Source organism: Pseudomonas sp. GT1P32, assembly GCF_054897805.1.
The window spans coordinates 3,554,497-3,580,602 of the sequence record NZ_CM142704.1 but is presented as its reverse complement, the minus strand read 5'-3'; the positions used below and the strand labels follow the sequence as shown (position 1 = coordinate 3,580,602).

The window sequence follows — 26,106 nt, the reverse complement described above, 5'->3', positions numbered from 1 at the left end:
ATCAGGAGGCTCGCAGTAATGCGAGCCTCCTTCATGAAACACGTCAAATTCTTTGTTGACGTGTTTTAGTACAGTCAAACCCTGAAGTGACTCACCATCATCTGCAACTGATTCCCCAACCGCGCCAGTTCAACACTGGACTTGGCCGTCTCGTCGCTGGCAGCGGCGGTCTGTTCGGACACGTCGCGTACGTTGATGATGCTGCGGCTGATCTCTTCGGCCACGGCGCTTTGCTGTTCGGCGGCGGCAGCGATCTGCTGGTTCATCGACTGGATGTTGGACACCGTGCGGGTGATGTTTTCCAGTGACACGCCGGCCTTGCGGGTCAGGGTGACGCTGCTGTCGGTGAGGGCGCGGCTGTTGTTCATCACGGCGGACACTTGTTGCGTGCCGTTCTGCAAACCGGCCACCAGGCCTTCGATTTCCTCGGTGGATTTCTGCGTGCGCTGGGCCAGGCCGCGGACTTCGTCGGCCACCACGGCAAAACCACGACCGGCTTCACCGGCACGCGCCGCTTCAATGGCGGCGTTGAGCGCCAGCAGGTTGGTCTGTTCGGCCACGGCTTTGATCACGTCCATGACGCTGCCGATCTTGTCGCTTTCGTGTTGCAGCACGCTCATGGCTTCGGTGGAACGCACCACTTCGCTGGCCAGGCGCTCGATCTGGGCAATGGCTTCGTTGACCACTTTGTCGCCTTCGCGGGCTTCGCCGTCGGCGGCGGCCGCTGCTTGTGACGCTTCCTCGGCATTGCGCGCGACTTCCTGCACGGTGGCGGTCATCTCGTGCATGGCAGTGGCCACCTGATCGGTCTCGATCTTCTGGCTGTTAACGCCGGCGCTGGTCTGCCCGGTTACGGCGGACAACTCTTCGGCGGCGCTGGCGATCTGAGTAACGCCGTCGCGGATACCGCTGATCAGGTCACGCAGGGTCACGCCCATGCGCGCAATGCCTTGCTGCAACACGCCGAGTTCATCGCGGCGCGTCACTTTGACGTCCTGGGACAGGTCGCCGCCGGCGATGCGCTCGACCACTGCAAGTGTGTCGCGCAGCGGGCGGGTGATCTGACGGGTGATGATGACGGCGGCAATGATCCCGACCAGCAGCGCCAGCAAAGTGCTGATCAGTTGCAGGGTGCGAGCCTGGGCGCTTTCAGCGTCGCGGCGGTCGAGCTGGATCTGATAGAGCTGATCACTCAGGGTGACGATGGCGGCGCCCTGATCGGTCATTTCCTTGCGCGCCTGCACGGCATCGTTGCTCGCGGCCTTATAGGCCTGCAAGGCGCTGCGGTAGTTGCCCAACGCGGTTTCCAGTTGGCGCAACTCGTCCAGCATAGTGTCGGCGAATTGCACATTGAGTTGTTTCAGGCTGGCGATGGCCGCGTCCAGTTGGCCGACGGCTTTCTGCTCGGTCTCGGCGTTGGTGGTCGCGGTATAACCGCGCACTTCGTAGCGGGCCAGCATGAACGCTTCCTTGGCGGCGGTGATGGCCTGGAATTGTTCGAAGCGCTGATCGCTCAACGGCATTTGTTGTACGCGGGTACTGATGGCGTTGATCAGCGAATTCGCATTTTCCGCGTTGGTGCCCATGGCGTCGCGCGCGCTGTTGCCGGCGCGGTAGGCGCTGCGCATTTTGTTCAGGGACGTTTTGTACGCGTCAATTTGCGTACCTTGCTCTTTGAGCAGCTTGAGGTTTTCCGGGCTCTTGAATTTCACCAGCAGCGCTTGTTGCTGAGCGGCAAACGCCTCCAGGGTGGTCTGGACGTTCTGCGCGGTGGTTTCATCGCCGTTGGCCAGCATGTATTGCAAGCGAACCACACGCAGCTTGGTCAGGCCGGCATTGAGCTGGGTGATGTCGCTCATCCAGTTGCTGCGGTCAATCAGGCTGCCCAGGCTCGTCCAGCCGGTCAGGGCGAGGACGCAGGTCAGTGCCAGGACCAGGCCAAACCCCAGGCCCAGTTTCATGTTCACGCTGATGTTGCCGAACCAGCTATTCATCAAATTCCTCCAGGAACGTTGCGCTTTTGGTCGTCGGTTGGCTGGAAGATTGTTGTTTTTGGTAGCCAAGGGTGTGTAGCAGGTCTGTATCGGCAGCAATCACTAGAGCTGAAAGGATTTTGTCAGACGGTTCTGTAACAAGAGTTTTTGCAGGGGGCTTAAGCTTTTTTTCACATGGGTTTCACCGACTGCCGACGCGAGCCTCTCTACCCTCACGGCATCGAATGTAAGTGATGCATGCCGGTGAGGCGGCCTGATGTGGAATTGAGACTGAGTCTGTTCGGGATCAAACGCTCGATTGATCTGAGCCGTTTTACCCGCTATCGAAACACCGTAGTGGTACTCGCCTCGGCGCTGCTGGTGATCCCGTTGACCGTCTGGCTGTTGCGGCCTGCCGCCGTTCCGGACCTGGCCCATGGCAATGTCGAGGGCGCCCAGGCGTTGTTGTCCGGTTGGGCCAAGGGCGACATGATTGTGCTGGTGCGCCATGTCGAGCGCTGCGATCACTCGACGGCCGAGTGCCTGACGGGCAATGATGGCATCACGGATCGTTCGCGCAGCGTCGCCGTGAGTGTCGGTGCGCAATTCGAAAGCCTCGGCCTGGGCAAGGCTGACATTTACAACAGCCCGATGATGCGGACCGCACAGACGGCCGCCTACATGTTCAACAAGGTCAGTACCAATGAGGAGTGGTTGATCAATTGCAAGGGCACTATGCTGCGTGACGCGCTGGCGCACAAAGTGCCAGGGCGTAATCTGATTCTGGTGACCCACAGTGAATGCATGGCGCAGATCGAAAAAGCCCTCAAGCTTCCGACGGCCACTCTTGGCTATGGCGCCTCCTTGTTTATCTCCGCCGAATCACTACAGGCGCCGCGAATGCTTGGTTACATCGAAGCTTCCGACTGGCGCTCGGTGACCAGCCAATGAGTAATCCCATGCGTTTTTACTATTTCAACTTCGGCATTCCTCTGGCCTGCGCGGCCGTCGTTTTTCTGATGTTCGACATGACCAAAATCGACATCGCGTTCAGCAATCTTTTTTTTGATCCGCTGACCCAGACCTTCCCGCTCGACCAGGTTCACTTCTTTGAGAAACTCACCCATAAATGGGCGCGCATCATTCCGAACTGGACTGCTGAAATTGCCTTGATCGGCGCGATGCTGTCGTTTGTCTGGCCCCTGATCAACCCGCAAAAGCGTCCGCGTCTTGGCCGATTCCTGGAGCGGAGCAAAGCCGCTCCGGTGCTGAAGTTTGCCTATGACCATCGTCGGGATTTTCTGTTTGTAGTGTTCGCGTTTGCCATTTGCACCGGGGTGATCCATTTCCTCAAGGCGCACACCAGCGTCTACTGCCCAATTGAAACGACCCTGTATGGCGGGAAAATTGCCCACATGGAGTGGTACGAAAACTTCCAACTGTTCAGGGAAGCCGGTGAAGGGCGCTGCTGGCCGGGCGGGCATGCTTCGGGCGGTTTCACCATGCTTGCGCTGTACTTCGTCGCGCGCCGCTACCGCTGGCGCTATTCGAAAGCGCTGATGTACGGCTCGCTGCTGCTCGGTTTTGTCTACGGCACAACGCGGGTTCTGCAAGGCTGGCACTACATGTCCCACACGTTTTGGGCCGGGATCTTCGTGTGGCTGGCGTGTTTGCTGACAGCGTTGGCGTTTTATGGGCGAGCGTCTCTGGAAAAATCTCTATTGACTGACGTGCCGTCATCGCGAGCAAGCTTGCTCCTACAGGAGACTGCGGTCGTGCGCGCAATCCGTGAGCAACAATGAACCCTTGTGGGAGCGAGCCTGCTCGCGATTAACGATGACGCGGTATGCCTGCCTACTCCTGCGGATCAACGTTATCCAGTGCCTGGTTCACTGCCAGCTCCGCCAGCATGATGATCTGCGCAATGGCCAGCGCGGTGTTGCGCTGTGAACCGTCGAGGTAGGTGGCTAAATCGCTGGTCATGACGCTGGCGGATGCCAATGACTCGCAGGCATGGGCGAGGAGGTTTTCAGTGCCGATGTCGGGGAGAATCGTGAAAAAGGGGCTGGGGCGATAGGGTTTGTTGGTGGGGGGATCGGGGATTAATTTATCCAAGGCGGTTCACCTATGACGTTGGAACCACCGCTTTCCGTTTCTCACACGGTGAAGAGGTGGCAGCTATGTGCGAGGTGAGAAAACGGGTCATAGGCAACCCGGCCAGACCGAAGTCTGCCCGCACACAGCCGCCATAACGCATTTGTAGACAGCGGATTAAGCTGGCGGCAATTATGCAGTTGCTGGCACTGGATGACTATGAATTGCCGGGTTCTCACACCCGATCACTGAGTTTTCAGTGACAAGCAAAGACTAAAGAGCCCGCTTCCGAGCAACAACCTTAAAAATCTGTGGGCGTTTTCTTCGTTTTTGGTAGGAGATGTCCTGCAATGACGACGACATTTTTATCGACAGTGAAGCCGCCATCGCGAGCGGGCTCGCTCCTACAGGAGACTGCGGTCGTACGCGCAATCCGTGAGCAAAGTCATCAAGCGGATGGCGTACGGCTACCGGGACAGCGAATTCTTTTTCATGAAGACCAAGAGCGTCTTTCCCGGTAATCCGTGAAGAACCCAAAAAAAAAGCCCGCGGGAGGGCGGGCAAACCGTAGTTTCTTGAATGAGCGAGCGCAATGTACCGGTTGCCGGGGCGCGATGGGGTGAAGAAAAATTCATCTGCGCCGCGGCAAAGTCGGGGCTTACGGCAAATGATCGGCCGCAAAGTCTGCCTCCGAGCGCGCCCGCAAACGCCCCTTGCGACACGCTTGCTGGAAGCGTTCGAAGTCGCGGTCATTCTGTTCGGTATAGGTTTTCGCATACTTGAACAGTGCATCGGCGAGCGCATCGCTTTTGCCGATATAACCACTGATCTGCGCGGCATGCCCGGACGATTTGGCATGTGCACGGGCGAGGGCGCGGCCGCAGATTCGGCCGTAGGCGGCAAAGGCTTCGGCGTCGAAGGTTTCCAGTTCGGCGGAGATTTTCATGTCGCGCAACTGACGCACGTAAAAATGACGACCGTTGGGGCCGGTGGTCCAGCCAAGGAACAGATCACTGGCGGACTGCATCAGCCGTTGACCATCGACCACGCGCTGACCGTTATGCCGCACGCGAGACTTGGCCTTCACGTAATCGGCGAGCACCGACTGCCGTGCTTCCTTGAATTGCAGGAACAACGGGAACTCTTGCTCGTCAGTCAGCAGCGCCACCAGGCAGCGCGTGCCGACACTGCCGACACCGACTACTTTGAACGCCAGGTCCTGAACATTGAAGCGCGACAGCAGCCCGCGCCGGTCAGCTTGCAGGGTCGTCCGATATTCACTCATGAACGTCTCGTAGAGCGGTCGCCAGTCCGCGAGCCGCAGCCAGTCATCGTCGGCATCCAGCAACGTGGTGTTTTTGTGCAGATGGAAAATTTCCGGCAGGTCATCGCGAATGATCAGACGGCCTGCGGCGTCACGTTCACTGATTTTCGGCAACAGTTCAGCATGGGTACGGCGTTCGGCTTTGGCGATGGCGCGCTCCACGTGTTCCAGCGTGGCTTTACTCGCCTGTTGCCGCAGGTCTTCGTAACTGATGGACTCGTACCAGTTCTCCAACGCGCTTTGCTCCGCGCATTCGAGCATCGTTTGCTGATACGCGGCGACCACTTCGCGGCAGACGTTTTCTTCCACGGTTTCGCCATGGCGCAGGTCACGGGCGGCCACCATGAAACTCGCCACCAGACGTTTGACATCCCATTCCCAAGGGCCGGGATGGACCTCATCGAAGTCATTGACGCTGAACAGCAGGTTGCGTTCCGGCGTGGCGAAACCGCCGAAGTTCATCAAGTGACTGTCACCACAGATCGTCGACACCAAGCCCATGTTCGCCGTGCTGGCCAGGTCGTGAGCCTGCAACAGCGCATTACCGCGATAAAAGGTGAACGGCGACACCAGCATGCGCCCGTAGCGCAACTCGACCAGAGAATTGACCCGGCCCTCGCTGGAGCGCTTGATCAGTGGCAGCGGGTCACGACTGGTTTTTCCGGTGGCCGCTTGATCACTGCGAGGGCAGTTTTTTCGAGCGTCCTTGCCTTGCTTCAAGCGGTCTTTGAGGGTGGTCATGTGGGCTCGGTAGATAAAAGTGATGAAAGGTCAGGTTTTGGTATCCGAACGATTTGTCTTTGATGGGATGAGTGTAGAGAAAAATGCTTAAAGCACTGCTTCAAGTTAGTTGATGTCATTTTGATGTTGAAGCGGGCAGTAATGGTCCCTAAAGTGCCTGTTCTTTTTTTCAAGAGAAGGAACTCCCGCGTGAAGATTATCCAGTGCTCTTTGATCTTGGGTGCCGTGTTCGTGTTGAGCGGTTGTGTGGTGCAAAGCACCTATAGCAAGACGATCGCCGTTACCAAGGACGCTGACGGTCGTGTGATTCAAACCGTTGAAAGCGAGACAGTGGTTCAGCCAGCCTCGGGTTACCCACTGCGACTGGAAAAAATCAAAGGTGTTCAACCTTGATGGTTCGTTGAAAAAACATCTCTTGGAAAGTGATCCCGGATAAAAAATCCAGGCAAAAAAAGGCCGTGAAGCTTCGATTTCTCGACGCTTCACGGCTTTGTTCATTCTGCGCAGCAAGAACCTCTACGAGCCAGATTACTTGGCCTTCGCGCTCTTGATGTCGCTGATGATTTGCTGCGCAATCGCCTGGACCTGTTTTTTGGTCATGGCCGACATCACGCCTTCCCATGCCGACGATGACGTGTCGTAGGTCCGGGTGCCGATCAGGCTCCCCGATTTCAAGTCAGAAAAGTCGGCGCTGGAATTGACCCAGGCGTTGCCCACCATAATGCCAGCGGCAACACGTGCCCCTGGCGTCAAGTAGCGGAAGTTGCTCACGTTGATGGTGATGCCGACGCCATCCTTGGTGCCCGAACTCAACGTCTGAGCCTCTGTAAGGCCGTAGCCGGCACGGGCGGCTTCTGCTTGCAGGGCCTCATTCCAGTCACGCTGCAAAAGGGGCCAGTCTTCATTCTGCTGGACCTTGCTGTTCCCTTTGAAATTGACCACCAGGTTTTGCTTCGCCGACTCCTGAATCGCCAGTGTTTCACCGCCGCCACTTTTTACCGACGCAGCACAACCGCTCAGAAGTGACACGGCCAGGAGGCATGAAAGGGAGAGCAAATGCTTTGGATTTTTCATTGAATGTCCATATCCGGAACGATTGGGTTGGCGCTAAACAGAGAATGGTAGCGATATGATGGCAATTGGCGCAATCCTGAGGCGAAGCCATTGATTTCGTCAAGCGGCGCGGTAGCTATCAATGAACCGACGTCAATCGTTCAGGCACAAAAAAGGCACTTGCGATAATCGCTAAGTGCCTTTTTTTCTAGCTTATTTGGTGGAGCCGGGGGGATTTGAACCCCCGTCCGCCAGTACTCCGCTGTCGGTACTACATGCGTAGCCGTGTCTATTAAGTTAACCCGCAGCGACCCGACGGGCAGGGTGCTTTGGGCGAGTTGTGTAAGTTTTAGCCGCTTCGTCCACAACGTACTGCACGGCGATTCTGTTCTATATGACAATCACTTTGGGTTTACAGACATCCCCTGATGATTGCTGGACCCGAAGGTACCAGGAGGGAAGGGCTAAGGCTGCTTACGCAGCGAGAGCGTATTCCCCGTAGGTTTCGTCATTGGCAACTATAAGAAGTTGCAACAGTGGATTTACGAGTTCTGTTACCAACTCGGCATGCACCTAAAGTTTCGCGACCGGCGTCGAATCCTAAACGGCCCCGTGCCTGTTGCTCTGTGAATCAAAGTGAACAGCAAGCCTGCGCAGTGTACGCCAACGTGGCTCAGAAGGCCACCCGATGCTTGGCGCGAGTGATCATGGGTTGGGATCTTTGCTCAGTTTGCCAGCGACAATCCCTGGGTGGCCTCGGTGACGCATTTTTTGTCGTCCCCGGCAGCTTTTGAAGCTTCGGCGCTGGCCAGCAGTCTTTTGATCTCCATTGTGGTGTTGTCGGCGCTCGCCGGCAGTGCATTCACTTTGGCTTTGAGCTGTTGCAGCTTGCTTGTACACAGGTCGTTGTCCGCTGCAAATACGGGAGAAGCCAACAGTGCAGCAGACATGAGCAAACCAGCGATCGCGGTACGTTTCATGGGTATTTCCTTGTACGGGTAGTCTCGGTGCTGCCATAGGGGCGGGGGCTCGGCCGAGGTCGAAAAACAAGCCACGATTGATCGGCCCTACCTAAAAGACTACGACGCTGCGCAAGAATTCGTTTTTCACCCGAAGGCTATGGAAAAAAGGTCCATGCAGGACCAAACCCCAGAAGCAACAAAACCCGCAGTTGGCGGGTTTTGGTTTGTTTCGCATTGGGTGGAGCCATCCTGAGCGCTCCCTGGCCTGTTGCTCTGTGAATCTTGATGAGCAACAAGCCTGCGAGTTTAACGCCAGGAAAGCCCACCCGAAGGTTGGCAGTGTGCCGGCTTACTTCCCGCCTTTGTTCGCGTTCTTGATTTCCTGGATAGTTTGTTCTGTCTCGGCGATGCAATCATCAGTCCCTTCCTTGGTGCCTTTTGCCTGGTCGGCTTTGGCTTGCTTGACGCTGTCCATTACCTGATCAGACATTTCTGGAGGAGTCTGTGCCCTGGCATTTTCGATGGTTTTAATGTTGACCGCGCAGAGGTCTTCAGCGGCAAACGAGGTGGACGCCATCAGCGAGACAGTAACGAACAGACCTAACAGTACAGAACGTTTCATGAGTATCTCCTTGAACTGAGGGTCCAGGCATTTGCTGGCCATCAGGACGGGCTGCCGAGTTTGGGTAAAGCCCGGCAATATCCGGGCTTAATCTGTGGACTACGACACTGCGTCAGGGTTCTATTTTTCTTCAGACAGCCCCTCGGCTGTGTGACCCGATCCACCAGATAGACCAGCCCGTGGTAGTCGATTCCGCCATGTTGCGTCAGACCGATCTCACAGGTGCGGCTGGTCGAAATCCCCTCGCTGCACTGTTGCACCGCGTCCTTGAGCGTACGCAGCGAATGGGCGTTCAGCTCCGGTGTGGTGAAGCCCTTGTCACCGGCAAATCCACAGCAGTGAATACCTTCGGGAATGACCACGTTTTTGCTGCACTTGCGCGCCAGATCAATCAGCGCCTGGCTTTCCCCGAGGTGCTGAGTGCTGCACGTGACGTGCACGGCGATGGGCGCTTCCTGCGGTGTGAAGTCGAGACGATCCATCAAATGCGTACGGATGAAACGCACCGGGTCGTACAGGTCCAGTCGAACCTCTCCCAGGTCCTGAACCAGTCGCAAGGTGCAGGGGCTGGTGTCGCAGTAGATCGGGTCGAGCCCGCCACGGCTGGCGTGCAGTAGTGCGCCAATCAGTTCCTGGCGCTTGTGTTCGGCCTGTTCGGCGTAGCCCTTGGAGGCAAACGGCTGGCCGCAGCAGAGACTGTCCTGGTTGTCCGGAAAGACTACCTGGTAACCGGCTTTTTCCAGCAGACCACGGGTTTTGTCGTACAGCGACATTTGCTCTTTATCACCGGCCGCCGGGCCCATGACCCGCGAGACGCAAGCCGCCAGGTACACCACGCGAGGGCGCTCGTCCGACACGATCGGGCTGAAGCGAATGGCTTTTTCTGGCTGCGGCATGGCGTTGGTCCATTGCGGGACCTGGCCTTTGGATAACTTCGTCAGCGTTGCCGAAAGCTTCGCCAGACGTGGCGCCCCCAGCAGCATCCGCGCGCCATTGGCCACATGCAGGGTGAAACGGGCGCCTTGCAGCGCGGTAGCGAAATTGCCTTCGAGCCAATTGGCGGTTTTCGTATGTGTCGCCTTACGGCTGCGAAGCTTTTTCACCAGCTCGCCAGTGTTGATTCCTACAGGGCAACGTTGTGCGCACAGTCCGGTGGCGGCGCAGGTGTCGATGCCCTGGTATTCGTAAGCGGCTTCGAGTTTCGTGGTGTCCACACCGGCGCGTTTTTTTGCCTGAATATCTCGCCAGATCACGATGCGCTGGCGCGGGCTCAGGGTCAGGCCTTTCGACGGGCAGACCGGCTCACAAAAACCGCACTCGATGCACTTATCCACAATCTCGTCGGCGGCAGGCAGCGGTTTCAGATGCTTGAGATGGATCTGCGGATCGTCACTGAGCACAACGTCCGGATTGAGAATGCCGTTGGGGTCGAGCAAGCGTTTGAGCTGCCACATCAACTGGTAGGCATCGCTGCCCCATTCCAGCTCCACGAACGGCGCCATGTTGCGACCGGTGCCATGCTCGGCTTTCAGCGAACCGCCGAACTCCACCGCGACCAACTGCGCCACGTCGTCCATGAACGCCTGGTAGCGTGCGACTTCTTCCGGGTTGTTGAAGCCTTGGGTGAAGACGAAGTGCAGATTACCTTCCAGCGCGTGTCCGAAAAGGATCGCTTCGTCGTAGTGATGCTTGTCGAACAACTCGATCAGACGATTCACGCCGATGGCCAGTTGTTCCACCGGGAAGGTTACGTCTTCGATGATCACCGTGGTGCCGGTTTTGCGCACCGCGCCGACGGCGGGAAAGGTGTCCTTGCGAATGGCCCAGAGACGGGCGTTCTCGATTGGGTCTTCGGTGAAGTCGACCTGTTTTTCCACTGGAAACGAAGTCAGCGACGCCATGATTTGCGCCAGTTGCTCGTGCAGCAAAGTCGACGACGCGGCGCGGGATTCGATCAGCAGCGCGCAGGCATTGTTCGACAGATGCTGTACGAAATCCGGCATGCCGGGTTTGTTCTGCACTGAACGCAGACTGCGACGGTCGAGCAGTTCCACGGCCGACACCGGTTGGCTTTTCAGCACGGTGACGGCGTTGCAGCAGGTCTCCACATCCGGGAACACGATCAGCGCCGACGCCTTGTTCGGGTGGTCGATCACCGTGTCGTAGGTCACGGCGCTGATGAACCCCAGCGTGCCTTCGGAACCCACCAGCAAGTGGCTCAAGATATCCACAGGCTCGTCGTAATCCACCAGGGCATTGAGTGACAGGCCGGTGGTATTTTTCAGACGGTATTTGTGGCGGATTTTTGCGGCTAATTCGGAATTGGCGCGGGTCTCGCGGCCCAGTGTCGCTAAACGGTCAAGCAACGCTGCGTGGCTCTCACGAAACGCCGCTACGCTCGCCGCATCTTCGGTGTCGAGACGGCTGCCGTCGGCGAGTACCAGGCGAATACCGGCCAGCGTGTGATAGGTATTTTGCGCCGTGCCGCAGCACATGCCGCTGGCGTTATTGGCGACGATACCGCCGATTTTACAGGCGTTGATCGAGGCCGGGTCGGGACCGATCTTGCGTCCGAATGGCGCTAGCCACGCGTTGGCCTGCGCGCCAATGACGCCCGGCTGCAGGCGGATTTGCGTGCCGTGGCCGCGGATCTCGCGTCCATTCCAGTTATCCCCAAGCACGATCAGCACCGAATCGCTGATGGCCTGGCCGGACAGGCTGGTGCCGGCGGCGCGGAAGGTCACCGGAACCTGATCCCGTTGCGCCAGTTTCAGCAGCGCCACCACTTCATCTTCAGACTCGACGCGGATCACCAGTTGCGGAATCAACCGGTAGAAACTGGCATCGGTGCCGAACGCCAATGTCGACAGCGGGTCGTCGAACCGTCGTTCTTGAGGTATCAGTTGCTGCGCATCTCGCAGGAAAGTCGCCGGTAGAGTCATTGGTCCTCCAGGATCAAAACCACCAGGTCTTTCGGGCCGTGGGCACCGTAAGCCAGGACTTGTTCGATGTCGGCCGTTTTCGACGGGCCGGACACCAACAGCGCGTTGGTCGGCATGCCGTGAGCCCAGTTGAACTCCTGCTGCACCTGATAGAAGTTGTCGCGGATTTCACTGGCCTTGAGCAGGGCGAAATGTACGGGTGGTACCAGGCTCATCAAGCGTGGTTCTTCCCGCGTCGGCCAGAGAATCAGACTACCTGTGGCGGCGATTGCGCCGAGGGTGGTGGTGAGGCTGGCCGGTGTATCGTTGAACAGCTCGGCTTTCCATTCTTCCACCGGGCGGTCGTAGGCCTGTAGCGTCGGCAAGCCAGGATTGTTCGCCCAGTGCTGAGTGACACGTTGACCGTGCGGCGTCGTCGGCGCGATCAACAGGCTCGGCAGCTGACGATCCCGCAGCAACTGGGCAAGCAGCGAAGGCCAGGCTTCGCCGGACGTTAGATGGATTTCCGTGTGCACCGCTTCCATCAGTTTGCGCAGCTGTGGAATGCGTTGTTCGGGGGCGTAGGTGTACGGCGCTGTCACCAGTTCGACGTCGAACTCGTCAGGCACGGGCGTGGTGCCGGTCAGACTTTTCCGTAACTTGGCGAGGATATTTTGCTTGGCGCTCATCAGCGGTCTCCCTGTTTGGCCAGATGCTCGCGGGCCATGTCGTGCAGTGAGCGGGCAGCCGGTTTCGGGGCGCTGTGGTTTTGCGTCCATGGGCCGACGTTGCTCGGTGCGAGGGCACGCAGACGCGTGGCGACAAAGCCGAACAGTCGATACAGCGTCGGCGAGCTGTTGAGCTTCGCCCAGGCATTCCAGATAAAACGCTCCTTGCGCGAATACTTGCTGCCCTGGCCGCGCATCACTTGATGCGGGCTGTCCGGGGCTTTGACGTTCTCTTCCCGCAGGCGACGCAGTAAGGAAGGGATAGGAATTTTTACCGGACAGACTTCGCCGCAAGCACCACACAGCGATGACGCACTCGGATGATCCGGGACATTCGCCAGGCCGACCATGTGCGGCGTGATGATTTTTCCGATAGGCCCAGGGTAAACCTCCCCATAGGCGTGGCCGCCGATTCGAGTGTAGACCGGGCAATGATTCATACAGGCGCCGCAGCGAATACAGTTCAGGGTCTGGCGCAATTCACTGTCGGCAAAGGCTTGGCTGCGACCGTTGTCCAGCAGCACAAGGTGCACTTCCTGTGGGCCATCGAGTTCATCGGCCTTGCGTGGGCCGGAGATCATGTTGACGTAGGTGGTGATCGGCTGGCCGAGGGCCGAGCGGGTCAACAGTGACACCAGTGGCACCACGTCACGCAGGTTTTCCACGACTTTTTCGATGCCGGTGACCGCGATGTGTACCGGCGGCACCGTGGTGGTCATGCGCCCGTTGCCTTCGTTTTCCACCAGCAGCAAGGTGCCGGTTTCGGCCACGGCGAAGTTGACGCCGGAGACGCCGATGTCCGCTTCGAAGAATTTCTGCCGCAAGACTTTGCGACCGATCTGAATGAGTTGGTCAACGTCCTTGGTGTATTCCACGCCAAGTTTGTCATGGAACAAGGACGCGACCTGACCGGCATTCTTGTGGATCGCCGGCATAATAATGTGTGAAGGCTTCTCGTGGTCGAGCTGGACGATGTACTCGCCCATGTCCGATTCCAGGCATTCAATGCCCCGTTCAGCGAGGAAATGGTTCATCTCCATTTCTTCGCTGACCATCGATTTGCCCTTGATCACTTGCCGCCCCTCGTGAGCGCGGATGATCGAGAGGACGATGCCATTGGCTTCGTCCACCGTTTCCGCCCAGTGCACTGTCACACCGTTGCGGGTCAGGTTCTGTTCAAGTTGCTCGAGCAGGTCGGGCAGCTTCGATAACGCACGGGCGCGGACAGCATTGCCCAGCGCTCGCAAATGTTCTCTTTCATGGGCATCGCTGAAGGACGCTGCCCGTTTTGTCATCAGAGAATCCATCGCAGTGCGAAAGTTGTTTCGCAGTTGCTTGTCACCCAACGCCTTGTGCGCACGGGTGCGGAAATCTTCTTCTACGGCAACCGTAGGAATAATCGCGGAAGCGTTCATTGAACACCTCCGGTGCGCTGCCAAAGGAAACTGGCCAGGTGTTGACCGCGCAACGCTTCCTTCTGTTTCTCCAGCGAGCCGTTGATGTTCATCAAGCAACCGCAATCGGCACTGAGTACCTTGTGCGCACCGGATTCCTTCAACGACCGGGTCTTGTCAGCCACCATCGCGCCGGAAATGTCTGGCATACGGACGCTGAAAGTCCCACCGAAGCCACAGCATTCACTTTCATGGCTGTGCTCGACTCGCTCCACATTCCCCAACTGCGCCAACAACTCGCGGCCGTGCAAGTGGGTGTTCATCTCACGACGTGCCGAACACGATGTGTGCAATGCCACTTTGACCGGTTCGCCGCTGTCCTTGAGCTGCACCTTGCAGACAAACAACAGAAACTCGGCCAGCTCATACGTCCGGGCCGCCAGGGCCTGAACCTGTTTCAACGTTTGCGGCTCGTCCTTGAACAAGTCGGCATAGTGCTCGCGCAGCATGCCGGCGCACGATCCCGACGGCACCACCACCGGATAATCTCCAGCGAACAGCGCCAGTTGCGCGCGCGCCACGGTCCGGGCCTGGTCGGTGTAACCGGAGGTGTAGGCCGGTTGCCCGCAGCAGCTTTGCCCTTGCGGGTACTCGACACGAATGCCTTCGCGTTCCAGCAGGTGAATCGCATCCATCCCGGCTTCGGGGTAGAACAGATCAACCACGCAGGTCCCGAACAGGTAGACCCGTGACGGTTTTTCGCTGGGGTATTGCCGAGGCTCGGGCAGTGGCGGGGCAACGCGGGTCGCGTTCGGCACGGCGTTGTAAAAAAGCTCGCTCATCAGGCGTGTCTCCGGGTGGTCCCGGTTATCCGTCCGCTGAGGCTGCTGAATATAGAGAGAGATTCTTTCAGCAGCCTTACAGACCGGGTTGTGAATAGCTGACGCCGGAATCGTGGTCCGGCGTCGGTTTTTGCGTTTTTTCTTGTAGTACTTAGTGCACCAGCATGCCGGTGAACCAGTAGGCCTGAGCCAAGGTGATCAGGCCGACGATGGTTGCGAAGAACAGGCTGTGCTTGAGGGTGAAACGGAACAGGTCCGATTCCTTGCCGACCAGACCGGTCGCGGCGCAGGCCACGGCGATCGATTGTGGCGAGATCATCTTGCCCGTCACGCCGCCGCTGGTGTTTGCCGCGACCAACAACACATCGTTCACACCAATCTGGTGCGCGGTGGTCGCTTGCAACGAGCTGAACAGCGCGTTGGACGAGGTATCGGAACCGGTCAGGAACACACCCAGCCAGCCGAGGAACGGCGAGAAGAACGGGAACGCCGCGCCAGTGCCTGCCAATACCAGCGCCATGGTCGACGACATGCCCGAGTAGTTGGTGACGAAGGCAAACGCCAGCACCATGCCGATGGACAGGATCGGCCAGCGCAGCTCGTAGAATGTCTCTCTCAAAGTGGTCAGACCAGTTTTTACGTTGATCTTCAACACCAGCATCGAGATCAGCGCGGAGAAGAAAATCGCCGTGCCGGTCGCGGAAATCGGATCGAGTTTGAACACGGCCGGGATGGCGGTCGGAGCGGTCACGATCGGTGCGACCTTGATCACCATTTGGTCCAGGTGCGGAATGGCGAAGTTAAACACCCAGCTGTACATCGAGCCACCGGCGGCGAACATCGCCTTGAACGGCTTCAGGGTCCAGATGGTGACCAGCACGGTGAGGATCAGGAACGGCGACCAGGCTTTGAAAATTTCACCGAGGCTGTAAGGCGAGGCCACGGTTGTGCGCGGCTGGCCGAAACCGCCGGCGCTGGCAGTCACAACGGAGGCTGAGACGGCGCCAGCAATGTGTTGGCCTGCGGCGCGTTTCGGTTGCCAGACTTTCAGGAACAGCGTCAGGGAAATCAGGCTGGCCAGGGCCGAGGTGATGTCTGGCAGTTCCGGGCCGATGAAGTTCGACGTGAAGTATTGGGTGACGGCGAAGCTCAATCCGGCCACCAGCGCTGCTGGCCAGGTTTCCCGCACGCCGCGCAGGCCGTCCATCATGAACACCAGCCAGAACGGCACGAACAGCGACAGCAACGGCAGTTGGCGGCCGGTCATGGCGCCGATCTTGAACGCGTCGATACCGGTCACTTGCCCGGCGACGATGATCGGAATCCCCAAGGCGCCGAAGGCCACTGGCGCGGTGTTGGCGATCAGGCACAGGCCTGCGGCGTACAGCGGGTTGAAGCCGAGCCCGACAAGGAGGGCGGCGGTAATCGCTACCGGTGCGCCGAAACCGGCTGCGCCTTCAAGGAATGCACCGAAGCAGAAACCGATCAGCAGCACCTGCAAACGCTGGTCGTCGGTGATCGACAGGACGGAGCTGCGAATCACTTCGAACTGACCACTCTTGACCGTCAGTTTGTAGAGGAACACGGCGGCGACGATGATCCACGCAATCGGCCACAGGCCGTAGGCGAAGCCATACCCGGCGGCGGCGAATGCCATATCGACCGGCATCTGGAACGCGAAGATGGCCACCGCAATGGACAAGGCCAGCGTGATGCTGCCGGCCACGTGCCCTTTGAGTCGGAACACGGCCAACGCCAGAAAGAAAAACACGATGGGGATAACGGCTGCGAGCGCGGAAAAGCCGAGGCTGCCGAGCGGGGTATAGAGCTGTTGCCAGGTTTGCATATGGGGTGGCCCCTAATTGTTGTTGGTCAGGCACTGATCAGCGTTCTTGGGTAATTGGTAATACCAATTTACAATCGCTGTTCGCTAGGGTAAAAGCCTTGTAGGCGGCGTGTCAATTTGCCGCCCTAAAACTTTTGTCGAACAAGCGCTATGGCGCCTGTTTGAGCCGGTCGTACAAATGCCGTCTGGTAGGTGCTGGCAAAGCGCCGATAGGCCAGAATAGAGAGCCCGGCGAGTCGTCGGGATCGTGGAGAATTGAGTTATGGGGTTTGATCAAATTCGTCAGCGCCGTTTGTCTGACGATATTGTCGAGCAGCTCGAGGGGATGATCCTCGAGGGCACGCTGAAGGCCGGTGAGCGCTTGCCGGCCGAGCGCGCATTGGCCGAGCAGTTCGGCGTGTCACGCCCTTCGTTGCGCGAAGCGATTCAGAAGCTGGCGGCCAAGGGCTTGCTGGTCAGCCGCCAGGGTGGCGGCAACTATGTGGTGGAGTCACTGGGCACGACCTTCAGTGATCCGCTGCTTCATCTGCTTGAAAGCAACCCCGAGGCCCAGCGCGATCTGCTGGAGTTTCGCCATACCCTGGAAGCGTCCTGCGCCTATTACGCAGCAATGCGGGCGACAGATGTCGATCGCGAGCGGCTGACCGCGGCCTTCAATGAATTGCAGGACTGCTACACCCGTCACGATGAAGTGAGTCGGGCGGAAGAGGGGGCGGCGGACGCGAAGTTTCACCTGGCAATCGCCGAAGCCAGTCACAACGCGGTGTTGCTGCACACCATTCGCGGGCTGTTCGATCTGCTCAAGCGCAACGTGGTGACCAACATTGGCGGCATGTACAAACAGCGCACGGAAACCCGCGACATGCTGATCACGCAGCATCGGGAGTTGTACATGGCGATTATCGAGGGAAGGGCGGAGCAGGCGCGGGAAGTTTCCAGTCGACACATTCTGTATGTACAGGAAGTGCTGGAAGAGGTGCGTCAGGAAGTGCAGCGCATGGCCCGGGCGGAGCGGCGCAAGGGGATGTAGTCAGTTAGTTTTGTATCGTTCGTGCGATTGCATTCGCGGGCAAGCCTCGCTCCTACAGGGTAACGTGTAGGAGCGAGGCTTGCCCGCGAAGAGGGCCTCAAGGCGAAAAATTACTCTTCCTTGCCCTTGTTGCGCACCGCTCGCTGCAACTCGCGACCGGCGTCGCGTTCGCGTTCGGTATCACGCTTGTCGTATTCCTTCTTGCCCTTGCCCAGAGCGATCTCGCACTTGACCATGTGCTTGCTCCAGTACCAGGACAGGCACACGCAGGCGTAACCCTTTTGCTGCACGGCGGCGGCCAGCTTTTCCAGCTCGCGGCGGTTGAGCAGCAATTTGCGGGTGCGCGTCGGATCGGCGATGACGTGCGTGCTGGCGGTCGTCAGGGGCGTAATGTGGCTGCCGAGCAGCCAGGCTTCGCCATCCTTGAGCAGCACGTAACTGTCGACCAGTTGCAGCTTGCTTGCCCGCAGACTTTTTACTTCCCAGCCGGCCAGGACCAGACCAGCCTCGAACCGATGTTCGATGAAGTAATCGTGTCGCGCCTTTTTATTCTGCGCGATGGTCCCTGTTGGGTGTTTCTTCTGTTTAGCCATAGGGGCGGCATTATAGGGAGTTGCACGCGAGTCGGCTACGGTGATGCTGCGTGCTTGAGCAGGTTGATTGAATCCCGGACAATGCGCCCTCTTTTTTCAATGCTTGGACGTGGTAACGATGTCGACAGACAAGGTTTCTGTCCACGGCAGTTGGGCTAGCCGCTGGGTCTTCATACTCGCCGCGACCGGTTCGGCCGTGGGCCTGGGTAGCATCTGGAAGTTCCCGTACATGGTCGGGGTCTACGGCGGCGGTGCCTTTGTATTGATGTTCCTGGCCTGTATCGCACTGATCGGCGTACCGGTCATGCTGGCTGAAACCCTGATCGGCCGGCGCGCCCGGCAAAGTCCAGCCAATGCCTTGAAGGTGCTGGCGCAGGAGGCCGGGCATTCGGGCAAGTGGTCCTGGGGCGCATTCGCCGGGATGATCACGGCGTTGCTGATCCTGTCTTTCTATAGTGTCGTCGGCGGTTGGTCGCTGGATTACATCATCGACATGGGTCGTGGCGACTTTCAGGGGGTAACGCCGGATCAGGTCGGTGCGTATTTTGGCAAGGTGATCGCCGATCCATGGCGCCTGACACTTTGGCACACGATTTTTATGCTGTTGTCCGCCGTCGTCATCGCCAGGGGCGTAGTCGCCGGCCTTGAGCGCAGCCTGCGCATCATGATGCCGCTGCTGTTTGTGATGATTCTGGTGCTGCTGGGTTACAGCATGACCACGGGCCATTTCATGGAGGGCGTGCATTTCATGTTCGACTTCCATCCGGAAAAAGTCCTCGACGGCTTGCTGCCGGCCATGGGGCACGCGTTCTTTTTCCTGAGCGTCGGCGTTGGTTCGATCATGATCTATGGCGCCTATATGCCGAAACATTCGTCGATCTCCGGCACCGTGGTCGGTGTCGCGCTGCTCGATACCTTTGTTTCGCTGGTCGCGGGCCTGGCATTGTTTCCGATTGTGTTCGCCGCCGGCCTGAACCCGAGCGAAGGCCCTGGCCTGATGTTCGTCAGCCTGCCATTTGCCTTTGGCAACGTAGCGTTCGGCCAGTTGATGGGGGTAGTGTTCTTCGTCCTGGTTGCGATTGCAGCCTGGAGTTCGGCGATTTCATTGCTCGAACCGATGGTGGCTTACCTGGTTGAACGCACTAAAGTCAGCCGCGCTTGGGTGACTTTCTGGCTGGCGTTCACCTGTTGGTTCGTCGGTCTGGGCACGGTGTTTTCCTTCAATATCTGGAAGGAAGCCAAATTTTTCGTGAACGAAGGCGGGATGTTCCATCTCTATCAATGGGGTGCGGCCGGCGGTCTGGATTTCTTTGGCGTGATCGATTTCTTTACTTCGCGGATCATGTTGCCACTCGGTGGTTTGTGTTTCGTGGTGTTTGCAGGCTGGGTGATGGGGCGTGAAGCGGTGCGCGACGAGTTGTCGATCCGCAGCCCCATGCTGTTCAATCTGTCCCTGTTTTTGATGCGCTATGTGGCGCCCATCGGCATTCTTGTAGTGTTTGCCGCCCAGCTGTGGAAGTGACGCTGACATGACGACACACATTCAACGTTCGGCTCTGCTGCCGTACCCGGCACAAGCGCTGTATGACCTGGTCAATGACGTGGCACGCTACCCGGAGTTTTTGCCGTGGTGCTCGTCGGCCGAAGTCCTCGAAAGCTCTCCCGAGTACATGCGCGCGAGCGTTGGCGTGGCCAAGGGTGGCCTCAGTCAGCATTTCGTGACGCGTAACACCCTGGTCCCCGGGCAATCGATCGAGATGAATCTCGAGGAGGGCCCATTCACGCAGTTGCATGGCATTTGGGTGTTCAAGGCGTTGACCGACAAGGCCTGCAAGATCAGCCTGGACCTGTCGTTCGATTACGCCGGGCCGATTGTTCGCGCGACCCTGGGGCCATTGTTCAATCAGGCAGCCAATACGCTCGTCGATGCGTTCTGCCAGCGCGCCAAACAGATACATGGTTAAGCCCGTGATCGAAGTCGAGGTGGTGTATGCCGCCGTTGATCGTCAGGTGCTTCGTGGTGTGACGGTGCCCGCAGGCACAACAGTGCGCGCAGCGCTGCTTGATTCGGGAATAGGCGAAGCGTTTCCAGAGCTGGATCTGGGCGAATGCCCTGTCGGGATATTCGGCAAGGTGATCGCCGATCCGGACACGCACCAGGTTCGGGCGGGGGATCGTATTGAGATCTATCGGCCTTTGCTGGCCGATCCGAAAGAGGTTCGCCGGTTGCGTGCGGCTAAGGCTGCCGAGGCAAAAGCCCGAAACCAGTGACCTGGTTAAATGCCAGGCAATAAAAAACCCGGACATTCCGGGTTTTTTATTGCGTCGCAAATTATTGCGGCGAGGTTTCCAGCGGTTCTGGCGTCGGGACTGGAACGGTTTCTACGCCGTCCACGTCCTTCTGGATCTGATCCAGCAACGAACCTGGCTTGACCGGTTTTTCCGGTTTCGGCTTCTCAGCGTTTTCAACAGGTGCGGTCACATTAGTGCCACTGTCCTTGCCGAGAATGGCTTCGTCCCGGCTCACGCCTGGCATGAAATCACCAGAGAGGCTGACAAGTTGGTCATTTGGGTTGAAGATAACGCTAATGCGTTCCTGTTGGCGTTCACCGCCACCGGGTTGCAGGCTGTACAGATAATCCCAGCGATCGGCATGGAACGTGTCGGTCAACAGGGGATTGCCCATGATAAACCGTACTTGCTTACGGGTCATTCCCGGGCGTAACTGGTTTATCATGTCCTGCGTGACGACATTGCCCTGCTGGATGTCGATTTTGTAAACCCCGGGGAATGAACAACCGGCGAGTGCGAGCAGTCCCACAAAGGTGAAACTGGTTAGCAAGAGCTTGGTGTTTTGCATCGGTGGGCGACTTCCACTATCTTGGCTGGGACAACGTAAACGCCGATCATACCCGCATTAAGAGAAGCTGCGAAGCAGCATCGCGAGAAAGCTGACCATGGTTGAAAATAGCGAACTACGCAAAGCCGGTCTCAAAGTGACCCTTCCACGGGTCAAAATTCTGCAAATGCTCGATTCCGCCGAGCAACGCCACATGAGTGCCGAGGATGTTTACAAGGCGCTGATGGAGGCTGGTGAGGACGTCGGTCTGGCCACGGTTTACCGTGTACTGACTCAGTTCGAGGCAGCTGGCCTTGTGGTGCGGCACAACTTCGACGGAGGCCATGCGGTCTTCGAGCTGGATGACGGCAAGCATCACGACCATATGGTCAACGTCGAAACCAGCGAAGTGATCGAATTCTTCGACGAAGAAATTGAGCGCCTGCAGAAAGCCATCGTCGACAAGTACGGTTTCGAGATGGTCGATCACAATCTGGTGCTGTACGTACGCAAGAAAAAGTAAGCATGTCGCGCGAATTTCACATTCGCGAAACGAACGAAGGCGACCCCAGGGTCGCCTTCGTGCTGTCTGCCGTTCTTAAATTTTTGCGGTAACGACCATTTTTTTCGCGTGCGCCAGGGATTCCTTGGTGAGGTCGATGCCGCCCAGCATCCGCGCGACTTCTTCAACGCGATCATTCTTGCTCAGCTTGGAGACGGCCGTGTGGGTCGCCTCTTCGCCACGCACCTTGTGCACAAATAGATGCTGATGCCCTTGCGCCGCCACTTGCGGCAAGTGAGTCACTGTCAGCACCTGCCCGCGCTCACCGAGGCGACGCAGTAACTGGCCGACAATCTCGGCCGTCGGGCCGCCGATACCGACGTCCACTTCGTCGAACACCAGGGTGGGTACGCGCGAGGTCTGTGCGGTGATCACCTGAATCGCCAGGCTGATCCGCGACAGCTCACCACCCGAGGCTACTTTGGCCAAAGCTTTCAAGGGCTGGCCGGGGTTGGCGCTGACCAGCAGTTCTACCTGTTCGAGACCGTTAGGCAGCAGCTCATCGCTGCTGTTGGGGCGCAACTCGATGGTAAAGCGGCCGCCGGGCATGCCTAGTCGCTGGATTTCCTGCTCCACGGCGCTGGCCAGGCTGCTGGAGGCCTGGTGGCGCAAATCGCTCAGTTCGCGAGCCTTCTCCTGATAATGGCGGGCATAAGAAGCCAGTTCATCGCTCAGGCGCTCGATGGATTCATCATTGGCATTCAGGGTTTCAATTTCATCCAGCAAGCGTTGCTGCATCTCGGCGACCTCGGTCGGCTGGATGCGGTGTTTGCGCGCCATGGTGTAGATCGCATCGAGGCGTTCTTCCAGGTACTGCAGGCGCGCCGGGTCGGCATCGAAGTTATCGAGGAAGCGATTCAGTTCGCCCACGGCCTCTTCAACCTGGATCTGTGCACTGGTCAGCAAACTGCTGGCTTCACCCAGTGCGCCGATCGAGTTGTTCACACTCGACAGGCGGTTGAGGCTGGCGGTCAGGGCGTTCAGGACATTGCCGGAATCACTTTCGCTGCATTGTTCGACCACTTGCCGGCAGATGCCCAGCAGGGTTTCGGCGTTGGTCAGGTTCTTGTGTTCCTGCTCCAACTGTTCCAGCTCGTTGTCGCCGAGGCCGAGATTTTCCAGCTCTTCGAGTTGATAGCTGAGCAGTTGATGGCGGGCGCGTTGTTCATCGCCGGAGTTGGAGAGGCGCTCCAGCTCCTGGCGAGTCTGGCGCCAGCGTTGGGCGGCCAATTGCACCTGGCGGGCAAGGTCGGTGGCGCCGGCGTATTCGTCGAGCAGGCGGCGGTGAGTATCGGTCTTGAGCAGGGATTGGTGCTCGTGCTGACTGTGGATATCAATCAACAACTCGCCCAGGGCCTTGAGATCACCAAGCGGGCAGGGCGTGCCATTGATATAGCCGCGCGAGCGCCCTTCAGCGGTGATCACCCGGCGCAAGATGCACGGGCCATCGCTTTCAAGGTCGCGCTCGGCCAGCCAGGCGCTGGCTTCGGGAATATCGACCAGGTCGAAGGTGGCCAGGATGTCTGCCTTGTCGGCGCCCGGGCGGACCACGCCACTGTCGGCGCGATCGCCCAGGGTCAGGCCGAGGGCGTCGAGCATGATCGACTTGCCGGCGCCGGTTTCCCCTGTGATCACACTCATCCCGCGATCGAGTTCGAGATCGAGATGTTCAACGATGGCGTAATTGTGTACGGACAGGTGCACCAGCATAAAGGCCGCTCCCAGGCTTTAGGTCTGGTTATTTATACAGTGTTTTATTTGTGGCTGACAATGCCCTCGCTTAGCTCGATTTGCTTGATCCGACGAAATCGTTAGCGCATCGGGAAATGACAATGCAGCTGTTTTTTGTAGGGTTAATCACAACAAACCCCTTGAAGCTGATTTTTGCGGCCCCATATAGCTGGGCAGAAGCGCGAGTTGAGCTCGCGGACGATATTGAAAGGAGAAATCTATGGCTGACGAACAGACAGTGGATACGCAAAATCAAGAAGCCAACCAGGGCTCCGCGGCTTCGGGTGAAGACCTCGCGGCTCGTGTACAAGTGCTCGAAGAGCAACTGGCAGGCGCGCAGGATCAGGCTTTGCGTGTTGCCGCCGATCTGCAGAACGTCCGCCGTCGCGCCGAGCAGGATGTCGAAAAGGCTCACAAATTCGCTCTGGAAAAATTTGCCGGTGATCTGCTGCCGATCATCGACAGCCTTGAGCGTGGCCTGGAGTTGTCCAACCCGGACGATGAAAGCATCCGCCCAATGCGCGAAGGCATCGAGCTGACCCTGAAAATGTTCCAGGACACCCTGAAGCGTTATCAGCTGGAAGCGATCGATCCGCATGGCGAACCGTTCAACGCCGTTCTTCATCAGGCAATGGCCATGCAGGAAAGCGCTGACGTCGAGCCGAACAGCGTGCTCAAGGTGTTCCAGAAGGGCTATCAGCTCAATGGTCGTCTGCTGCGCCCGGCCATGGTCGTGGTCAGCAAGGCACCGGCACCGGTTTCGCCTTCGATTGACGAGCAGGCTTGAAATTAGCCGCAAGGCCCCCATTTAGAAGTCAAGCGTTTAAGTGCTACCGCAGTTAGCCACCACTGCTGCGGCAACCAAATCCAAAGTTTCGGGAGAGTGAACATGGGCAAAATTATCGGTATCGACCTGGGGACTACCAACTCCTGCGTCTCCGTGCTTGAAAACGGCGTAGCCAAAGTTATTGAAAACGCTGAAGGCGCGCGTACCACGCCGTCGATCATCGCTTACGCCAACGACGGCGAAATCCTCGTTGGTCAGTCGGCCAAACGTCAGGCTGTGACCAATCCGCACAACACCCTGTATGCGGTGAAGCGTCTGATCGGTCGTAAGTTCGACGAAGAAGTCGTACAGAAAGACATCAAAATGGTCCCTTACAAAATCGCCAAGGCTGACAACGGCGACGCTTGGGTTGAAGTGAACGGCCAGAAAATGTCGCCGCCACAGATCTCGGCTGAAATTCTGAAGAAAATGAAGAAGACCGCCGAAGACTACCTCGGCGAGCCAGTGACCGAAGCGGTGATCACCGTTCCGGCCTACTTCAACGACAGCCAGCGCCAGGCGACCAAAGACGCCGGCCGCATCGCGGGCCTGGACGTTAAACGTATCATCAACGAACCAACTGCAGCCGCTCTGGCTTACGGTATGGACAAGGCGAAAGGCGATCACACCGTGATCGTTTACGACTTGGGCGGCGGTACTTTCGACGTTTCCGTGATCGAAATCGCTGAAGTCGATGGCGAGCACCAGTTCGAAGTATTGGCCACCAACGGTGACACGTTCCTGGGCGGTGAAGACTTTGACATTCGTCTGATCGACTACCTCGTCGACGAATTCAAGAAAGAAAGCGGCATGAACCTCAAAGGTGACCCGCTGGCCATGCAGCGCCTGAAAGAAGCCGCTGAAAAAGCCAAGATCGAACTGTCTTCGAGCATGTCGACCGACGTGAACCTGCCGTACATCACTGCAGACGCCACCGGTCCTAAGCACTTGAACGTGAAAATCTCCCGCGCCAAGCTGGAAGCGCTGGTTGAAGACCTGGTTCAACGCACCATCGAACCTTGCCGCATCGCTCTGAAAGACTCCGGTATCGACGTTGGCGCCATCAACGACGTGATCCTGGTAGGCGGTCAGACCCGTATGCCACTGGTTCAGAAGCTGGTGACCGAGTTCTTCGGTAAAGAAGCACGTAAAGACGTGAACCCGGACGAAGCCGTTGCCATGGGTGCTGCTATCCAGGGCGCCGTATTGGCCGGTGATGTGAAAGACGTTCTGCTGCTGGACGTCAGCCCGCTGACCCTGGGTATCGAAACCATGGGTGGCGTGATGACCGCGCTGATCGAGAAAAACACCACGATTCCTACCAAGAAATCGCAAGTGTTCTCGACTGCCGACGACAACCAGGGCGCCGTGACCATTCACGTGCTGCAAGGCGAGCGTAAGCAAGCCGCCCAGAACAAGTCCCTGGGCAAGTTCGACCTGGCCGAGATTCCACCAGCACCACGTGGCGTGCCACAAATCGAAGTGACCTTCGACATCGACGCCAACGGCATCCTGCACGTAGGCGCCAAAGACAAGGCCACCGGCAAGGCTCAATCGATCGTGATCAAGGCAAACTCCGGTTTGTCCGATGAAGAGATCGAGAAAATGATTCGCGATGCTGAAGCGAACTCCGAGGAAGACCGCAAGTTCGAAGAGCTGGCCACTGCCCGCAACCAGGGCGATGCACTGGTTCACTCGACTCGCAAAATGGTCACCGAGGCAGGCGATAAAGTGACTGCTGAAGAGAAGACTGCAATCGAAGCTGCTGTTGTTGCTCTGGAAGCCGCTGTTAAAGGCGACGACAAAGCTGCAATCGAAGCCAAGGTTGAAGAGCTGTCGAAAGTCTCCGCTCCAGTGGCGCAGAAGATGTACGCCGAACAGGCCCAGCCTGCTGAAGGCGCGGCACCGCACGACGAAAAAGCTGAAAAGGCTGACGACGTTGTCGATGCCGAGTTCGAAGAAGTCAAAGACCACAAGTAAGTTGTTGGTCGCCCGGTTGACTGCCTTTAGGCGGTGACTGGTAGG

At 58.0% G+C, this 26,106-nt stretch carries 23 protein-coding genes, 1 other RNA gene and 2 pseudogenes; 10 read left to right on the top strand and 16 right to left on the bottom strand.

Annotated elements, in window-relative coordinates; translation table 11 throughout:
* Positions 1-74: 74 nt before the first annotated feature.
* Together ACYZUC_RS16490 and ACYZUC_RS16485 are read right to left on the bottom strand one after the other, a co-directional pair.
* Complete coding sequence (locus ACYZUC_RS16490) at positions 75-788, bottom strand: methyl-accepting chemotaxis protein (protein WP_461996721.1); 714 nt, start codon at positions 786-788, stop codon at positions 75-77.
* 144 nt (positions 789-932) lie between these two features.
* Positions 933-1,859 (bottom strand): annotated as a pseudogene (locus ACYZUC_RS16485) (methyl-accepting chemotaxis protein); the annotation flags it as partial.
* Between the two features lie 393 nt (positions 1,860-2,252).
* On the opposite strand from ACYZUC_RS16485, the gene pmrG reads away from it, so the two are divergent.
* Positions 2,253-2,924 (top strand): lipopolysaccharide core heptose(II)-phosphate phosphatase PmrG, encoded by a 672-nt coding sequence (pmrG, locus tag ACYZUC_RS16480; protein ID WP_461989322.1) that lies wholly within the window; start codon positions 2,253-2,255, stop codon positions 2,922-2,924.
* 8 nt (positions 2,925-2,932) lie between these two features.
* Positions 2,933-3,775 carry a phosphatase PAP2 family protein gene (locus ACYZUC_RS16475; RefSeq protein WP_461989321.1) on the top strand — a complete coding sequence of 281 codons (843 nt, stop codon included), beginning with the start codon at positions 2,933-2,935 and terminating at the stop codon, positions 3,773-3,775.
* Positions 3,776-3,827: 52 nt separating this feature from the next.
* On the opposite strand, the gene ACYZUC_RS16470 is transcribed toward ACYZUC_RS16475, so the two are convergent.
* On the bottom strand, positions 3,828-4,088 hold the full coding sequence (locus tag ACYZUC_RS16470; RefSeq protein WP_192227671.1) for a DUF6124 family protein: 261 nt from the start codon (positions 4,086-4,088) through the stop codon (positions 3,828-3,830).
* Between the two features lie 637 nt (positions 4,089-4,725).
* Positions 4,726-6,132 carry a DUF2252 domain-containing protein gene (locus ACYZUC_RS16465; RefSeq protein WP_461989320.1) on the bottom strand — a complete coding sequence of 469 codons (1,407 nt, stop codon included), beginning with the start codon at positions 6,130-6,132 and terminating at the stop codon, positions 4,726-4,728.
* Between the two features lie 213 nt (positions 6,133-6,345).
* On the opposite strand from ACYZUC_RS16465, the gene ACYZUC_RS16460 reads away from it, so the two are divergent.
* Entirely contained in the window at positions 6,346-6,525 is a 180-nt protein-coding gene (locus ACYZUC_RS16460; protein WP_411736640.1) for a hypothetical protein, read from the top strand.
* 135 nt (positions 6,526-6,660) lie between these two features.
* Here the strand turns inward: ACYZUC_RS16460 and ACYZUC_RS16455 are convergent, their stop codons facing one another.
* From ACYZUC_RS16455 to ACYZUC_RS16415, 9 genes and pseudogenes are all read right to left on the bottom strand, one after another.
* Complete coding sequence (locus tag ACYZUC_RS16455) at positions 6,661-7,206, bottom strand: hypothetical protein (RefSeq protein ID WP_461989319.1); 546 nt, start codon at positions 7,204-7,206, stop codon at positions 6,661-6,663.
* Positions 7,207-7,403: 197 nt separating this feature from the next.
* Positions 7,404-7,797: a transfer-messenger RNA gene (ssrA, locus tag ACYZUC_RS16450) on the bottom strand.
* A 113-nt stretch (positions 7,798-7,910) separates the two neighbouring features.
* Positions 7,911-8,165 carry a hypothetical protein gene (locus tag ACYZUC_RS16445; protein WP_008029815.1) on the bottom strand — a complete coding sequence of 85 codons (255 nt, stop codon included), beginning with the start codon at positions 8,163-8,165 and terminating at the stop codon, positions 7,911-7,913.
* 331 nt (positions 8,166-8,496) lie between these two features.
* Positions 8,497-8,769, bottom strand: a complete 273-nt coding sequence (locus ACYZUC_RS16440; RefSeq protein WP_461989318.1) for a hypothetical protein — start codon at positions 8,767-8,769, stop codon at positions 8,497-8,499.
* A gap of 137 nt (positions 8,770-8,906) precedes the next feature.
* Positions 8,907-11,711, bottom strand: a pseudogene (locus ACYZUC_RS16435) (FAD-binding and (Fe-S)-binding domain-containing protein); the annotation flags it as partial.
* On the bottom strand, positions 11,708-12,379 hold the full coding sequence (locus ACYZUC_RS16430; protein ID WP_461989317.1) for a LutC/YkgG family protein: 672 nt from the start codon (positions 12,377-12,379) through the stop codon (positions 11,708-11,710). The pseudogene ACYZUC_RS16435 and the gene ACYZUC_RS16430, both read right to left, overlap by 4 nt.
* Positions 12,379-13,833 carry a LutB/LldF family L-lactate oxidation iron-sulfur protein gene (locus ACYZUC_RS16425; protein WP_008029808.1) on the bottom strand — a complete coding sequence of 485 codons (1,455 nt, stop codon included), beginning with the start codon at positions 13,831-13,833 and terminating at the stop codon, positions 12,379-12,381. Before ACYZUC_RS16425 ends, ACYZUC_RS16430 begins: the two co-directional genes overlap by 1 nt.
* On the bottom strand, positions 13,830-14,654 hold the full coding sequence (locus tag ACYZUC_RS16420) for a (Fe-S)-binding protein (RefSeq protein ID WP_461989316.1): 825 nt from the start codon (positions 14,652-14,654) through the stop codon (positions 13,830-13,832). The genes ACYZUC_RS16425 and ACYZUC_RS16420 overlap by 4 nt, the downstream gene beginning before the upstream one ends.
* Positions 14,655-14,805: 151 nt before the next feature.
* The gene (locus ACYZUC_RS16415) at positions 14,806-16,500 is read right to left on the bottom strand and encodes a lactate permease LctP family transporter (protein ID WP_461989315.1); all 1,695 of its coding nucleotides are present in this window, start codon (positions 16,498-16,500) and stop codon (positions 14,806-14,808) included.
* Positions 16,501-16,762: 262 nt separating this feature from the next.
* On the opposite strand from ACYZUC_RS16415, the gene ACYZUC_RS16410 reads away from it, so the two are divergent.
* The gene (locus tag ACYZUC_RS16410) at positions 16,763-17,530 is read left to right on the top strand and encodes a GntR family transcriptional regulator (RefSeq protein ID WP_008029801.1); all 768 of its coding nucleotides are present in this window, start codon (positions 16,763-16,765) and stop codon (positions 17,528-17,530) included.
* A 110-nt stretch (positions 17,531-17,640) separates the two neighbouring features.
* On the opposite strand, the gene smpB is transcribed toward ACYZUC_RS16410, so the two are convergent.
* Positions 17,641-18,123: an SsrA-binding protein SmpB gene (gene smpB, locus ACYZUC_RS16405; protein WP_008029800.1), complete on the bottom strand. Its 483-nt coding sequence runs from the start codon at positions 18,121-18,123 to the stop codon at positions 17,641-17,643.
* A gap of 118 nt (positions 18,124-18,241) precedes the next feature.
* Here smpB and ACYZUC_RS16400 point away from each other — a divergent pair, with 118 nt between their 5' ends.
* The 3 genes from ACYZUC_RS16400 to ACYZUC_RS16390 are packed head-to-tail and all read left to right on the top strand — an operon-like array spanning position 18,242 to position 20,394.
* Positions 18,242-19,645: a sodium-dependent transporter gene (locus ACYZUC_RS16400; protein ID WP_461989314.1), complete on the top strand. Its 1,404-nt coding sequence runs from the start codon at positions 18,242-18,244 to the stop codon at positions 19,643-19,645.
* 7 nt (positions 19,646-19,652) lie between these two features.
* Positions 19,653-20,087, top strand: a complete 435-nt coding sequence (locus ACYZUC_RS16395) for a type II toxin-antitoxin system RatA family toxin (protein ID WP_461989313.1) — start codon at positions 19,653-19,655, stop codon at positions 20,085-20,087.
* The gene (locus ACYZUC_RS16390) at positions 20,080-20,394 is read left to right on the top strand and encodes an RnfH family protein (RefSeq protein ID WP_461989312.1); all 315 of its coding nucleotides are present in this window, start codon (positions 20,080-20,082) and stop codon (positions 20,392-20,394) included. The genes ACYZUC_RS16395 and ACYZUC_RS16390 overlap by 8 nt, the downstream gene beginning before the upstream one ends.
* Before the next feature lie 61 nt (positions 20,395-20,455).
* Here ACYZUC_RS16390 and ACYZUC_RS16385 read toward each other — a convergent pair whose 3' ends face one another.
* Positions 20,456-20,983 (bottom strand): outer membrane protein assembly factor BamE, encoded by a 528-nt coding sequence (locus ACYZUC_RS16385; protein WP_008029791.1) that lies wholly within the window; start codon positions 20,981-20,983, stop codon positions 20,456-20,458.
* 97 nt (positions 20,984-21,080) lie between these two features.
* Here ACYZUC_RS16385 and fur point away from each other — a divergent pair, with 97 nt between their 5' ends.
* On the top strand, positions 21,081-21,485 hold the full coding sequence (fur, locus tag ACYZUC_RS16380) for a ferric iron uptake transcriptional regulator (protein WP_003197684.1): 405 nt from the start codon (positions 21,081-21,083) through the stop codon (positions 21,483-21,485).
* A gap of 75 nt (positions 21,486-21,560) precedes the next feature.
* On the opposite strand, the gene recN is transcribed toward fur, so the two are convergent.
* Entirely contained in the window at positions 21,561-23,234 is a 1,674-nt protein-coding gene (recN, locus tag ACYZUC_RS16375; RefSeq protein WP_007942901.1) for a DNA repair protein RecN, read from the bottom strand.
* Between the two features lie 241 nt (positions 23,235-23,475).
* Between recN and grpE the strand changes: the two genes are divergently transcribed.
* Entirely contained in the window at positions 23,476-24,042 is a 567-nt protein-coding gene (grpE, locus tag ACYZUC_RS16370; RefSeq protein ID WP_008029789.1) for a nucleotide exchange factor GrpE, read from the top strand.
* A 102-nt stretch (positions 24,043-24,144) separates the two neighbouring features.
* Positions 24,145-26,061, top strand: a complete 1,917-nt coding sequence (gene dnaK / locus ACYZUC_RS16365) for a molecular chaperone DnaK (protein ID WP_392885230.1) — start codon at positions 24,145-24,147, stop codon at positions 26,059-26,061.
* Positions 26,062-26,106: the final 45 nt, after the last annotated feature.

What these genes read in the sequence shown, in the direction of transcription:
- ACYZUC_RS16490 (WP_461996721.1), bottom strand. Translation starts at nt 788, where the DNA reads ATGCACGAGATGACCGCCACCGTGCAGGAAGTCGCGCGCAATGCCGAG.
- ACYZUC_RS16475 (WP_461989321.1), top strand. Translation starts at nt 2,933, where the DNA reads ATGCGTTTTTACTATTTCAACTTCGGCATTCCTCTGGCCTGCGCGGCC.
- ACYZUC_RS16465 (WP_461989320.1), bottom strand. Translation starts at nt 6,132, where the DNA reads ATGACCACCCTCAAAGACCGCTTGAAGCAAGGCAAGGACGCTCGAAAA.
- ACYZUC_RS16455 (WP_461989319.1), bottom strand. Translation starts at nt 7,206, where the DNA reads ATGAAAAATCCAAAGCATTTGCTCTCCCTTTCATGCCTCCTGGCCGTG.
- ACYZUC_RS16445 (WP_008029815.1), bottom strand. Translation starts at nt 8,165, where the DNA reads ATGAAACGTACCGCGATCGCTGGTTTGCTCATGTCTGCTGCACTGTTG.
- ACYZUC_RS16440 (WP_461989318.1), bottom strand. Translation starts at nt 8,769, where the DNA reads ATGAAACGTTCTGTACTGTTAGGTCTGTTCGTTACTGTCTCGCTGATG.
- ACYZUC_RS16430 (WP_461989317.1), bottom strand. Translation starts at nt 12,379, where the DNA reads ATGAGCGCCAAGCAAAATATCCTCGCCAAGTTACGGAAAAGTCTGACC.
- ACYZUC_RS16425 (WP_008029808.1), bottom strand. Translation starts at nt 13,833, where the DNA reads ATGAACGCTTCCGCGATTATTCCTACGGTTGCCGTAGAAGAAGATTTC.
- ACYZUC_RS16420 (WP_461989316.1), bottom strand. Translation starts at nt 14,654, where the DNA reads ATGAGCGAGCTTTTTTACAACGCCGTGCCGAACGCGACCCGCGTTGCC.
- ACYZUC_RS16415 (WP_461989315.1), bottom strand. Translation starts at nt 16,500, where the DNA reads ATGCAAACCTGGCAACAGCTCTATACCCCGCTCGGCAGCCTCGGCTTT.
- ACYZUC_RS16410 (WP_008029801.1), top strand. Translation starts at nt 16,763, where the DNA reads ATGGGGTTTGATCAAATTCGTCAGCGCCGTTTGTCTGACGATATTGTC.
- smpB (WP_008029800.1), bottom strand. Translation starts at nt 18,123, where the DNA reads ATGGCTAAACAGAAGAAACACCCAACAGGGACCATCGCGCAGAATAAA.
- ACYZUC_RS16400 (WP_461989314.1), top strand. Translation starts at nt 18,242, where the DNA reads ATGTCGACAGACAAGGTTTCTGTCCACGGCAGTTGGGCTAGCCGCTGG.
- ACYZUC_RS16395 (WP_461989313.1), top strand. Translation starts at nt 19,653, where the DNA reads ATGACGACACACATTCAACGTTCGGCTCTGCTGCCGTACCCGGCACAA.
- ACYZUC_RS16390 (WP_461989312.1), top strand. Translation starts at nt 20,080, where the DNA reads ATGGTTAAGCCCGTGATCGAAGTCGAGGTGGTGTATGCCGCCGTTGAT.
- ACYZUC_RS16385 (WP_008029791.1), bottom strand. Translation starts at nt 20,983, where the DNA reads ATGCAAAACACCAAGCTCTTGCTAACCAGTTTCACCTTTGTGGGACTG.
- fur (WP_003197684.1), top strand. Translation starts at nt 21,081, where the DNA reads ATGGTTGAAAATAGCGAACTACGCAAAGCCGGTCTCAAAGTGACCCTT.
- recN (WP_007942901.1), bottom strand. Translation starts at nt 23,234, where the DNA reads ATGCTGGTGCACCTGTCCGTACACAATTACGCCATCGTTGAACATCTC.
- grpE (WP_008029789.1), top strand. Translation starts at nt 23,476, where the DNA reads ATGGCTGACGAACAGACAGTGGATACGCAAAATCAAGAAGCCAACCAG.
- dnaK (WP_392885230.1), top strand. Translation starts at nt 24,145, where the DNA reads ATGGGCAAAATTATCGGTATCGACCTGGGGACTACCAACTCCTGCGTC.